10 protein-coding genes are annotated in these 13214 nt (G+C 53.5%); 2 read left to right on the forward strand and 8 right to left on the reverse strand.

Annotation, left to right across the window (positions count from 1 at the left end; all coding sequences use genetic code 11):
* The first annotated feature begins 5 nt into the window (after positions 1-5).
* Both WKI47_RS05125 and WKI47_RS05130 read left to right on the forward strand, forming a co-directional pair.
* Entirely contained in the window at positions 6-986 is a 981-nt protein-coding gene (locus WKI47_RS05125) for an AAA family ATPase (protein WP_340226087.1), read from the forward strand.
* Between the two features lie 47 nt (positions 987-1033).
* Complete coding sequence (locus WKI47_RS05130) at positions 1034-1663, forward strand: RNA ligase family protein (protein WP_340226088.1); 630 nt, start codon at positions 1034-1036, stop codon at positions 1661-1663.
* Positions 1664-1825: 162 nt separating this feature from the next.
* Here the strand turns inward: WKI47_RS05130 and WKI47_RS05135 are convergent, their stop codons facing one another.
* From WKI47_RS05135 to WKI47_RS05170, 8 genes are all read right to left on the reverse strand, one after another.
* Positions 1826-2203: a PilZ domain-containing protein gene (locus tag WKI47_RS05135; RefSeq protein WP_340226089.1), complete on the reverse strand. Its 378-nt coding sequence runs from the start codon at positions 2201-2203 to the stop codon at positions 1826-1828.
* Between the two features lie 86 nt (positions 2204-2289).
* Complete coding sequence (locus tag WKI47_RS05140; protein WP_340226090.1) at positions 2290-2763, reverse strand: hypothetical protein; 474 nt, start codon at positions 2761-2763, stop codon at positions 2290-2292.
* A gap of 284 nt (positions 2764-3047) precedes the next feature.
* On the reverse strand, positions 3048-6653 hold the full coding sequence (locus tag WKI47_RS05145; protein WP_340226091.1) for a cadherin-like beta sandwich domain-containing protein: 3606 nt from the start codon (positions 6651-6653) through the stop codon (positions 3048-3050).
* 172 nt (positions 6654-6825) lie between these two features.
* A complete protein-coding gene (locus tag WKI47_RS05150; RefSeq protein WP_340226092.1) occupies positions 6826-7995 on the reverse strand; it encodes a response regulator transcription factor in 1170 nt (389 codons plus the stop codon).
* Positions 7992-9794: a sensor histidine kinase gene (locus tag WKI47_RS05155; RefSeq protein WP_340226093.1), complete on the reverse strand. Its 1803-nt coding sequence runs from the start codon at positions 9792-9794 to the stop codon at positions 7992-7994. The genes WKI47_RS05150 and WKI47_RS05155 overlap by 4 nt, the downstream gene beginning before the upstream one ends.
* Before the next feature lie 9 nt (positions 9795-9803).
* Entirely contained in the window at positions 9804-10685 is an 882-nt protein-coding gene (locus WKI47_RS05160; protein WP_340226094.1) for a carbohydrate ABC transporter permease, read from the reverse strand.
* A gap of 52 nt (positions 10686-10737) precedes the next feature.
* Positions 10738-11631, reverse strand: coding sequence for a sugar ABC transporter permease (locus WKI47_RS05165; protein WP_340226095.1), 894 nt, complete (start codon positions 11629-11631; stop codon positions 10738-10740).
* 87 nt (positions 11632-11718) lie between these two features.
* Positions 11719-13083 (reverse strand): extracellular solute-binding protein, encoded by a 1365-nt coding sequence (locus WKI47_RS05170; protein ID WP_425355429.1) that lies wholly within the window; start codon positions 13081-13083, stop codon positions 11719-11721.
* Positions 13084-13214: the final 131 nt, after the last annotated feature.

Consider the following 13214-nt stretch of genomic DNA (forward strand, 5'->3'; position numbering starts at 1 on the left):
TCCTTATGAATACGATTCATATGCTGGTCGGCATTCCCGGCAGCGGCAAAAGCGTCTATGCTCGGCAGTTGGAAAAATCGACGCGAGGCGTGATCGTCTCGACGGATGGTATCCGGCTGCGGTTGTTCGGCGGCGAATCCAAGCAAAAAAACACCTATATCATTTTCGACGAAGCGTTCCGGGAAATCGGGCAGGCTTTGGCGGACGGACGGAACGTGATTTTCGACGCGACGAACGTAGATCGGGCGAAGCGAGCGAAGTTTTTGAAACGTTTCTCCGATACGCCGGTGGAGTGCTACTTTTTCGATACGTTTTACGAAACGGCGCAGCGACGCATCGCTTCGCGCAAACGCAAGCTGGACGACAAGATTTTGACGAAATACGCCAAAAATCTTCAGTTCCCGCTGCTGGGCGAAGGATTTGAAAATGTGCATCTGGTGCATGAGCAAGCAGACGAAGCATCCGACGGCTCGAAGCTTGCGCTAGACCGCGCGGAGATCGAAGAACTGCTGGCTCGGCAAGCGAGTCACGACGAGCTGTTCGCGCATTTGTCCCGCCATCCCTTGTTCGCGCAGATGCCCGGGTATGACCAGGGCAATCCGCATCACAGCCGCACGCTGTCTCTGCATACGTACGCCGTGTTGGAATACGTGAACGCTTTTTACGAAGAGGAAGACCGGCTCGCGATGCAATGGACGGCGCTGCTGCACGATATAGGCAAACCGTTCTGCAAAGTGTGGAAAGAAAACCGGGGCTACTATTCGTACTTCGGCCACGAGCATGTCTCGGCTTCGATGTCTTGCAATCTGCTGAAAAGCCTGGGCTACGACGACGATTTCGTGCTGGACGTGGCAAGCCGGACAGAAATGCACATGGAGATTATGCACGGCGGAGACGCTGGAGCGTCCAACGTCTACCATCTGCTGGGCGGCGAACTGCTGGCGAAAATGTACTTTTTTGCGGAAGCCGACACCTATGGAAAATGAGCCTGACAAGCCGTATCGATTCATGAACGAATTCAAGAGGTGATTCCATGAAAATCAAATATCCGAAAACGATGCACCTGCCCTGGTCCAGAAGCTATACGGACGACGACAAGATTTTACGGGACACGGCGCATTTTATCGGAAAAGAAGTGGTCGTAACGGAGAAAATGGACGGGGAAAACACGACGATGTACCCGGACCATATCCATGCACGATCGCTCGACAGCAAAGACCATATTTCTCGGCATTACGTCAAAACGCTGCACGGAGGCATTCGCTATCTGATTCCGGAAGGCTGGCGGTTATGCGGGGAAAATGTGTACGCGAAGCATTCGATCAAATACGAGGCTTTGCCGGGGTATTTCATGCTGTTCTCGGTCTGGGACGACCGCAATGTCTGCCTGTCATGGGACGAGACGGAGCGTCTGGCGCGCGAGCTGCATATTCCGACGGTTCCGGTACTGTATCGGGGAGTCTGGGACGAACAAGCCGTTAAAGACTGCTACACCCGTATATCGAAATATGGCGGGGAGCAGGAAGGTTACGTGGTGCGTCTGGTTGATCCTTTTGCCTATGACGGCTTCAAGCAAAGTTTAGCCAAATTCGTACGTAAAAATCATGTTCAAACGGACGATCATTGGCTCAGCCAACCGGTAGAACCGAACGAACTTTCGTAAGCAACGCAAATAAGCCGCAGCCAGAAAGCAAGCTCATGCGAATTCTTTAACCTATTAACCTGATCAATAAAAAGAAAGGAGAGAGTCCGATGTAATACGCAATGTAAGTTCTATGGTGAAAACGACTGATTCTCCCTCACTTCCGCGTTTCTATCCTCTGCTTTACATCACGCGAATACGATTTGCCCCTGCCAGTCCCCGAAGCTCTAATTGTAAACGGTCTTTCTGATCTTCCGGTACATCCATCTCGACCCCGTAGTAATGCCGATTATTCTCTTCTTTGTTCCAACGCAAATGTCCTTCGAAGTGCATCGGATCTTCATTCAACACGAAATCCAAAGCCACACGGATTCGGTTTTTCCCTACAGGAATCTCAAGCGGCAGCGAGATCAAGCAGCCCGAGCGACTGATGTCATGCATGTGCGCCGAGACGGGTTTGCGCGGAGCAGGCGTAAAATTCAGACTCACGATGTACAGCTCGAATACGATCGGCTCTTCCAATACATAGCGAAACGGCGACTTTCTGCGATTTCCGGACATAGGGTAACCTCCATTTTATTCCAAGTGTATTTGTTCTATTCATCGGCTCTTACGAGTTGAAAATGAAGAGAAAACAAAAAGAACGCCTATTGTTGGCGCTCTAATTTTCGCTTCAGCCTCTCGTAACGATCCTCGCTTCCGGCGTGAAAAACCATTCCCATCAAAAAAGATACGATAACCAGAATCAACGTCAGGATGCCTATTGTATCCAAAGGCTGTTCAATTAGCATTTGTAACAGATTCGCGCCTTCGGTCAGATACACAACAACCGCAAGGATCATTAATCCCATAAACAAGTAAGCGAATGCTCGCATGCTTTCCGATAGACTACTCTTCCAAAAACCCAGAGGTCCGTTTTCTTCACGTTTGCGTACAAAACGCTCATTGCTCGTTTCTTCCCCGCGTATTTTGAGCAGGGAAATAATCAGCCCGATCACGTTGCCGGCAATGATGATTCCCAGTATATCTTTCGGAGCGGGTGCCAAAAGGATAAAGAAGACTATTATAAACAAATAAGCGCCAATCGTCCAAAGCATCTCGCGTTTTTGCTCGATTCTCATTCCATCTCCTCCTTATATCCCCATTTTAACATACTGAAGTTTGAGTGTAATCCAAGTATCCAATAGCTTGACCGCATCAAATCTAAGGTTTACGTTCATCGAAAACACGCACGGGTTAAGCGGGGGTTCGAAGGGCGTAACCTAACCTCTTAAGCGGTCATGGTACTCGTTCTTGATTTCGGTAGTTTTCTGTTTCAAAAGCAGAAAAAACTCCGCTTCCCTCGGTTTAAAAAGGAAGCGGAGTTTTCGGTCGAACCTATAATCACGAATCGAAGCTTCTAGCTTTAGTCGATCAATCCGCCTTGCTGAAGCAGTCGCTGCGCGACGGCTGCGGACTCGGCACGGGACAATGTAGCTTCCGGACGGAGCCATCCGCCGCTACCTTGCACAAGTCCCGAAGCGAGGATCGCTTGCGTGGACGTTCTGGCCCAACTTGCCACCTCCGCGCGATCGCGGTAGCTGCTCAGTTCGCTGGAAGCGTCCGCCGGTTGAAGCGGCACGATCTGCGTTGCGCGATCGAGGATCGCGAATGCTTCCTGACGGGTGATCGTGGCGTTCGGACGGAACGTACCGTTCGGATAACCGGTAATCAATCCGTAAGCGTTAGCCGTAGACGCAGCTCCGGCGTACCATTCCGTGGACGCGACATCGCTGAATCCGGTCGTTTGAGCGGTCGTTGGAAGGCCTAGCGCACGGACCAGAATCGCTGCGAACTCGGCGCGCGTAACGGCGCCTTCCGGATTGTAACGGTCGTTGCCGATCCCGTTGACGACCAATCGGGAAGCCATATCGTTGACCGAAGCTTGCGACCATTTGCCGGCCACGTCGGAGAACTGCTTCGGATTCCAGATCAGCGCGTAACTGCTGTTGGTCAGACTGTTGACGCGAGCGTAATCGTTGGTTCCCGTACGCGTAACGGCTGTCGGAACATGACGCACGGTTCCGTCGGCTTCGATCACGACGGCGGTCGTGATCTGATTCGAATTCGTGCCTGTCGGCAGCGGAATCTCGCGTTCCACGTATTCGGTAAAGCTGTTCAATTCGACCGTGCGGTCGCCTGCCGAAGCGGTGATCATAAAGTCGATAGGCGCGGACGCGGCGGTAAATCCTCCGTTTGCCGCGGCTTGGGACAAGCGGTTTTGCACATTCGTTCCGCTTTTCTCGATCACGACATTAACGTTCAGGTTCGATGAACCTGCCGTCACCCCCAGAGAATTCGCAGCCGTTCCGAGACGAATCTGCGAAGACGGAATGGTGTAATTGCCGAGCAGCGATTCGATGCGAAGCGTCGCGTTGCGCGAACTCAGCAGATTCGCGGCTTCTCCCGTCAGCACGGCAATAACGCGGTCGGCTTCCGTGCGAACCGGAATCGTGACGATTGGACTGCCTGTCGTTCCGTTAAGGAACGTAGTCAGGCGTGCCGTGTCGATCGTGGCGGTAAAGACGGTTTGTCCGTTGACTTGCGCGGGACCACCTGTAGCCACTACCAACGTCGGTTGACCGTTCACCAATACTTCCAAGCCGTTGGCGGGAGTTGTCGGTGTCGGCGTGGTTGGCGTTGGAGTAGTCGGCGTCACAGGTGTTGTCGTTCCCGGATCGGGATTGGTTGTTCCCGGCGCGGATTGGCGGGTCACGTTAATCGTATACGTTTTGGAAATCTCGCTGTTGGCTTGCACGACCACATTAATGACGTTCAAACCGACTCCAAGCGGCACGGTTTGCGTTTGACCTGCTTTGACCAGATTGCCTTGAATCGACACTTTGACGTTATCGTCGAACGGAATCGCCGAAACGTCCAGATTGTATACGGAATTGCTGACCGTAGCCGAGTAATTCGTTTGCGACGGCGCAAACGACGGCGTCAGCGTGCCCGGGCTGATCGACAAACTTTCCAGGAACGGATTCGGTTCTTTTCCGGCACGGTAAACCGAGACGGTATACGTTTCGGTATTGACAGGGATCGGCGCCATGATCTGAATATCGCCGGTCGATTTCGGATAATAGCCTTGGTTCGTGACTACGACCTTGAACGTGTTCCAGCCTTCCGCCAGCGGCGCCGTATACACGCTTCCGCTTACGGTCGGTTGTCCGTTCACGGTGATCGAGGCGCTTTCGCTGGCGGCTGTCGGCGTGATGCCGATTTGCTGCGTCGCATTGCCGACATACACTTCATAGTCGTTGACGAGCGGTTTGAACTCTGGCGTCAGCGTGCCTTCGCTGACCGTCAGATTATTCAAATAAGAGCTGTATTCGCGGAACAGATAAATCGAATACGTGGTCGGAACCGATTGCGACGACGACGTCGACGTGACTTTGATTTGAATATGATTGCTGCCTTCGCGCAGATTCAAAGTAGTCGCCGTGCCGGAAGTCGCTTTGACCGGTTGCGAATCGTTGATCCAGATCTCGATATCGTTCGTTCCCGCGTTGATCGCCGTAGGCGTCACGCTGATACTTTGAGCCTGGGTCGCCGCTTCCGTCCAATATTCGTAGCGCTGAGGCTCGAAAACCGGATAAAGCGTACCTTCGCTGATCACAAGGGAGCTGAGTTCGGTGTCCCTTTTTTGCTTGATCGTCACCGTATAGGATTGGGAAGACGCCGAAGGTGATTGAGGCACGACCTGGATCGTTACGAGCGTTTCTTGTCCCGGTCCTTTCAACGGCACTTTGAAAGCCTGCCCGCTCGTCGCAGGCGAACCGTTGATCGACAATTTCGCTTTGTCGCTCGTGGTGGCGGCCGTTACTTCGACTTCGGTAACGTTGCTTTCGACCGTCGCCGTATAGTTCAAAGTCGTCGGCGAGAAAGGCACGTTCAGTTGAGTTCCCGATACGGATAGGGATGACAACGTATTGTCCGTCGAGAGTTCGATGCCTCTGGCGAACAGCGTGCCGTTATCGCCTACGGCCACGCCGTTTTGGTCATGCACGGCAATCGATCTGAAGTAGGCCGCTACGTTAGACGATTGGAGAATAGGTTCTTTCAGCCACTCATTGTTCGAATCCGCATAGCCGATATACGCGGAAATTGAATTCGTATTATAGTCTCTTACGAGCACGCTAAGATTTTGGTACTCCGTGTTATAAGACAAATCCACAACCGCTGTATCTTTGCCCGAGCCAAGAAGACTTGTACTCCAGGAGCTTCCGTCAGGCGAGTAATAGACTTCGCCGTAATAGGTACTGCCGGCGACAAACCGGTCTTCTCCGTACACGATGCCCGTTACCGAATTAGAAGGGGAAGTTATCGTTGTCCAAGTAGTTCCGTATGTCGATTCCGATACGGTAGCGGAACCCGATCCCGCCGTTTTCGAAGCCGCCAAAAAGCGTCCGTTGCCGTACGCGACGTCCAGCGGGTAATTATCGGCCAAAGCCACGTTGCCCGCTGTCCATATCGCTCCGTCGCTTGAAGTGAAAGTATGCGTCCCTTCGCCTGCGACTACGTATACCGGATTGCTTTGTTCGTCGACTCCCGTGCTGATCGAATAGAGCGAATACCCTCCGATCACCGATTGCCGATTCTGCCAAGTCACTCCGTCCGTCGACGTATAAATGACGGACGAGTCGCCGACAGCGAACCAAGTTCCGTTCAAATAATTCACGCCATACAACGTTCCGCTTTCCGGATTCGGAATGCGAGTCCAGTTCTCGGTATCGGTCGACCTTAAGATCGTCCCGCCGCTTCCTACTGCGATCCATACGCCGTTGCCGTAAGCCACGTCTTGCAAATCGCCGTAATCGAGCGAAGACAGGTCAGCCCATTCTTTCGTAGGAATATCCGCAGACGCACGATTAACCCCGCTCGGCCATACCGCCGACGAGGCTACCAAAATCACTCCCAATACCACCATGAAGATCCGACGAAGCAGCGAAGTCCGAACTTTGTTTTCCACCCGTTCACTTCCCCTTCCGGTTATGTAATTTTTAGGTCTACCCTTTACATTATCCATCCCCCGACAAAATGTAACATAAAAAACCAAAAATAAATAAAAAATCTATATAAAAATCGGTGTTATAGCTTTTACTCCTTCCCTATCAAAAAAAGGCCTTTCGGCCTTTTCGAATTCAACATTTGCTTCTCACTTGCTCCCGATATTCCGACGGCGTGCTTCCGATCTTTTTCCGAAATACCTGCGAAAAGTGGCGTACATCCGGGTAGCCCACACGTTCCGCTATATCGCCGACCTTCAACTCGGATTCGCCCAGCATCTCCATGGCGTGCTCCAGACGAAGCTGAGTGATATACTCTTTGAACCCTTGTCCGGTCTTCTGCTTGAAAAGCTGGCTGAAGTAGGCTGGATTGAGATAAACGACGGACGCCACCTTTTCCAACGACAACTCGGCGCCATAGCGAGCCTTGATGTACTGAAGCGCCACTTCGACAGCCTGCTCTCCTCCGCTGGCGTAGTGATCGTACACTTGGTATTCCGACGATTCACGCATACGCCGTACCTCCTCGGGCACTCGGGAAGGATCTTCGATCTGGCTCGACATCAACAATTGGAACGGCTTTTTAAGATAGCGCTTCAAGCAGCTCCGCAGCTCCTCGTTTAATCCCGCCATGCTTCCACGCTCAAGTTTGACCAGCCCGAGCAGGCTTTTGGCGTCGATGCTTGCGACAAAGCCGCGACCGAAAGAGGCGATCAGCTCGTTCATGACGTTTTCTACAATAAAATGCTCCAGCTTCGTATCCGTATCGCTCTCTACATGGACCATCAATAGATAAAAGTCCGGGTACGATTCGGTAAAAGATGCCAGATCGATTCCTCCGAGATCCAGTCCTGACGCCCATCTGGCAAAAACAGCCTCGCGCAGAAAACGTAAATTTTGCTTGAGTAACAGGCTTTCCTTCGCCCGCACGTTGCGCTCGGCGATTTCATCGCTCATTTTTTTAACAAGTTCGACCAAAATGTCTTTGCCGATCGGCTTAAGCAGGTAATCTCTGGCCCCGAGTCGAACGGCCTTTTTGGCATATTCGAATTCGGAATACGCGGAGATCACGACCCACTTGGCCTCCGGATGCAGGGTTCGGGATACTTCCATCAATTCGAGTCCATTCATGCCGGGCATCAGAACGTCTGTTAGCACCAGATCGATCAGCTCGTTCTTCAGCCGCTGCACCGCTTCCTCCGGCCCTTCGGCGAGAACCACCCGATGCTGCGGAAAAGCTCGCTCAATTGTACGTTGAATCCCGCTGCGAATAATCGGTTCGTCGTCCACGACGAGTATATTCACGCAAAGTCCTCCTCCTCGGGCAGCGGAAACGTCACTCTTACCTTCGTCCCCGTTCCCGGTATGCTGTGGATCGTGAGTCCGTAAGCGTCGCCGTACGTCAGACGGATGCGGCGCTGCACGTTCAGCAAGCCGATGCCGATCCGCCCGCCTTCGACGTGTCTCGCGGCCGCCGGCGGATAATCCAGCAGAATCTCCAGCCGCCGAAGCGTGACCGCGTCGATTCCGGCTCCGTTATCTTCGACGATGATATGCAAATACCGCTCGTCCGCTTCGGAATAAATCCGCAACGTGCCGCCTTCGCGCAACGGTTCCAGTCCGTACTTGACCGCGTTTTCCACGATCGGCTGCAAAATCATTTTCGGCACGGGCGCGTCCAGCCAGCGTTCTTCGACATCGATCCGCGTCAGCACGCGTCGCCCGAGCCGCGTCTCGATGATCGTGAGATATGACTTCAACTGCTCCAATTCAAGCCGCAAACGCACCCTCGCGCCTTCTTCCCAATCGCTGCTGTACCGGAACATTTTGGACAAGGCCAAAATCACGCCTTCGAGCCGGTCGTCTTCGCGTTCGTCCAGCATCCAGTAGATCATATCCAGCGTATTGAACAAAAAATGCGGGTTGATCTGCGATTGCAAAGCTTGCAGTTGCGCGTTTTTTTCGCTGATCGAAGCTTGCTTGATGCCTTCGACCAGTCCGTCCATCTCGCGCACCATGCGGTTGAACGAGCCGACCAGCACATTGATTTCCTGATAAGACTGGATATGCACCTGGCCTTTGAAGTTGCCGGTCTCGACCTGCTTCATCTGCTGAACCAGACGCTTGAACGGCAAGGAAAACGAACGCGAGACGATCGTCGACAGAATCGTCGCCGCGACGATAAGCGCCACGATGACGGTGAGCAAAAACTGTTGCGTTTCGCGCAGCTCCAGCTTCAGATCGCTTTGCGGGGAAGCCCGCAGGATGGTCCAGCCGTTTTTTTCCACCTGCGCGGCCGTCAGCATCCAGTCGCCGCCTTCGTACGAACGGATCTCGTCGGGAAGCAGTTGGCCCGGCCAACCGTCCGGCACGGTCGCCCAGGCGCTGGCGTCGCTCCCGGTTCGAACGATGTCGCGGCCGGAACCGTCGCGGATCGCGATCTGCGTGCTTTGCCCGAGACTGACGTTCGATACGGCGGAGATGATCGCGTCGGCTTCGACCTCGATCAGCACATAACCGACCGATTTCAACCCTTCCAATTCGAATACCTGCCGGCCGAACGCGAAAACGGACTGCCCGGTCCAGCCGCTCATCAGCGATTCCGGATACACGCCGAGCCAGCGGATATCGCCTTCCGACCGTTTCAGCTCGGCGAACCACGGTTGCTGCGGATACGACTGCACTACCGCTCCGGTCGACCGGACGAAACTGTACACCTTGCCTCCGTTCGTCAGCATATGGATGCCCACGATATCGCTTCTCGAATAAAAAATAGCGCCCAAAATATCGGTGATCCGGCGCTCGTCCTGAATTTGCGCGCTGGTCCCGGCCGGCGGGTACGAACGACCGAGCAGCCGCATCAATTCGCCGTTGCTGTTCAACGTTTTGGTCACGCTGTCGTAACCGTCCAACAGTTGCCCGAACAGCGCCACCGTCTGGGACATGTTTTTTTCGGCCAGGGCTCCCACTTGATCCCGAACCTGCTCGGTCGCCCGTTGATAATAGACGAGACTGACGATCAGCAGAAGCCCGAGCAGGCTGAACAGGAACACCGGAAACAGCCGGCCGTAAATCGTGTTTAGGCGTTTCGTTAAGCGTCTCATAGACTCATCTTAACCTTTAACGGCACCCGCCACCATGCCTTTGGTAATTTTTTCTGCCAACAGGAAGTACACCAGGATAACAGGCAGCGCGGCAAGCACGAGGAACGCCCCGATCGCGCCGTAGTTGACCGAATACTGACTGACGAAGCTGTACACGCCGAACGGCAACGTTTTGAGCTTTTCGGACGAGATGAACGTCGCGGCCAAAATGTACTCGTTCCACACATTGATAAAAGTCAGGATACATACGGTCATCATCGGCGGAATGGATACGGGCAGGATCACGCTGCGGAAAATGCGGAACGGCCCGGCTCCGTCCATGATCGCCGATTCTTCGATCTCGTGCGGAATCGAACGCAGGAATCCGCTGAGGATGAAGACCGCGATCGGCATTTGAAACGCCATGTAAGGCAAAATCAACGCCAGATGCGTGTTGAGGATATGCAGGTTTTTGAAAATGATCATCAGCGGCAGCAGCGTGCCCTGCATCGGAATCATCATGCCGAGCAAAAACAGCAGCATCACGAGTTGGCCGTACTTCCAGCGGAAGCGGGCAATCGCGAAAGCCGCCAGCGACGCTAGCAAAATAACCCCCGCCATCGTGGTTGCGGTGACGAACAAGCTGTTCCCGAGATAACGAAGATAGTTCCCGCCTTCGATCGCTCCCTGATAATTGCTCCACTGCCACTCGGCAGGCAGGGCGAAAAAACTGCCCGACAAAATTTCCTCGTTCGTTTTGAGCGAGTAGATCAGCAGCCATACCAGCGGATACAATTGGGTAAGCAGCAGGATGCCGAACAACACAAAAGCGATAGCCGTTTTGAACGAGAAGCGACGGCCCAAAATTTTAAGCGCGGGCTTCGATCCCGCGGAACTTGCGAACTGACTCATGGGCGGAGCCCCCTTTCCTTATATAATGAGAAGATGCGTCAAGCGGCAATAATCACGAATATCTTTTTTCCAGACGGTTGAACAATAGGTTGATCAATACGGTCGCGATCAGGCAGATCGTGATCAGCACGTTGGCGATCGCGCTGCCGTAGCCGTACTGCATGGTGAGGAACGACATATTGTACATATGGCTTGCCAGCACTTCGGTCGCATGGGCCGGGCCGCCGCCCGTCATGACCATGATCAGGTCGAACGATTGCAGCGAACCGATAAAAGACAACACGATCGAGATTTTGAGGATCGGCAGAACCATCGGCAGCGTGATGTAACGGTCGGCTTTGAAGCCGTCGGCTCCGTCGATCTTGGCCGCTTCGTAGATTTCGCTCGGAATGTTCTGGATGCCGGTGAATTGGATCAGAATATGGTAGCCGAGATATTGCCAGAGCGAGACGAGTATGATCGCGTAGATCGCGATTTTCGGCTCGGTCAGCCAGGAATGCGTCCATGATTCCAAACCGACGCTGGTAAGGATTTGGTTAATCATTCCGCCCATCGAAGCCGGGTTGTAGATCGTTTTCCACAGTTGCCCGATAATCGCGACGGACAAGATGACCGGCAGGAAATAACTCGATACCAGGAAGTTGGGCCGACGAACGAACCGTGTGATCAGGACCGCGACCAGCAAAGCGATCGGAACCTGCACCAGCATCGAAAATCCGGCCAGCGTAAAGGTGCGGCGCACGGCCGGCCAAAACACGGCGTCGCGGGTAAACATTTTCACGTAGTTATCAAGGCCGACAAAGGTGGATTGACCAATCCCGTTCCAATCGAGCAATCCGCTGTACAGGGAAACGAGAATCGGGATAAAGACGAGACCGACATACACGATCAGGCAGGGCAGAATAAACGCCGCGATCGTCCAACGGGATACTTTCAATACGTTCACGCGAAAGTCCGCCTCCTTCAGTGAGCCGCCGACGAAGAGAAGGGGACCTGTGGTCCCCTTCTTTTGTTTCCGTCCGGCTTCACGTTATTATTTGTTTTCTTCGTATGCGGTTTGCAGTTCTTTCGCCACCGCAGCAGGGTCTTTCTTCTCGACGAACAGACTTTGCGTGCCCGACAGGTGAACCTGCGTGACCGCCGGATTCATCGTGTTGTCGAACGCCAGGTCGCCGCCTTGAACTTTCTTGAACAGATCCAGCACGTTCATCGCCATTTCCGAGTAACCCGCCGCTTTGAAGTCGCCGTCGACGTTCTGCGCGATGCCGACTGCGCCTTTGGCTTCGAACGCTTCTTTCGGGAAGTTCAGCATGAAGTAGTTCAGGAACGCTTTCGTTTCTTCCAGGTGCTTGCTGTCTTTGGAGATCGCGAACGCGCTGCCCGGCGCCAGCATGAATTCGTCCGGATTGCCTTTGCCGTTCACGGTCGGGAATTGGAACACGCCGACGTTGCCGTCTTTGCTGACTTCAGCCGTCTCGATCCCGCCTGTTGCCCAGCTACCCATGTAGTACATGGCTGCCGTGCCTGTTTTGAACAGGTTTTCGCCTGCGTTGTAGTCGAACGAAGTCGCGCCGTCCTGGAACGCCCCCGCGTCAACCAGTTGTTGGAACGCCGTAATCGCGTCGACGTAAGCCGGATCTTCGAACGTCTTTTTGCCGTCCAGCACGTCTTGCAGGAAGCCAGGGCCGCCGTTGGTGCGAAGCAGGATATTCATGAACAGGAACGAACCGGTCCACGTGTCTTTTTCGCCCAGAACCATCGGCTGGATGCCTTTGGATTTCAGCGTTTTGATCGCTTCGATCATTTCTTCGAACGTCGTCGGCACTTCCACGCCGCCTTGTTCCATCAGCTTTTTGTTATAAAATACGACGCCGATATTGTTGCCGTCCGGCAGCGCGTAAAGATTGTTGTCGAACGTGTAGTAATCCAGAATGCCCGATTGGAACGTGTCTTTCAGACCGTTTTCTTCGACCATGTCGTTCAGCGGCGCGAACAGGTCGGCGTCCACGAACGGCTGCATTTGCGCGGCCGGGTTTACTACCGTAATATCCGGAACTTCTTTCGAAGCAGCCTGCGTTTTCAGCTTCAGCTTTTGTTGGTCGGTATTCAGCGAATCCAATTCGATGGTCACGTTCGGATTGTCTTTTTCATACTGGTCGACGATTTTTTTCATCATCTGGTTTTTCGGATCGCTGGCGTCCGGATAGATGTTCTGGAACGTGATCGTGATGTTCTCCGCAGCGGGTTCCGTCGTGCCGGCAGCGGTGCCGGAATCCGTCGTGCCTCCGCCGTCGCTCGCGTTGTTCGCGGTCGAGCCGCCTCCGCCGCACGCGCTAAGGCTGAATGCGAGCACCCCTGTCATCGCCATGCCGAACCATTTCATTTTTCTCTTTGTCACTGTATTTCCTCCCCTTGATTCATGGTTTGGTTCTTCTTACTAGAGTCATTATGGCTTTTACTGTAAACGCATACAATGGAAATTATTCAGGGAAGATGTTTGTTTTTTCGAGGTAGGGCCGTCGAACCGTT

Origin of the sequence: Saccharibacillus sacchari (assembly GCF_037722395.1) — a bacterium.
In the GTDB taxonomy this organism is placed as follows: domain Bacteria; phylum Bacillota; class Bacilli; order Paenibacillales; family Paenibacillaceae; genus Saccharibacillus; species Saccharibacillus sacchari_A.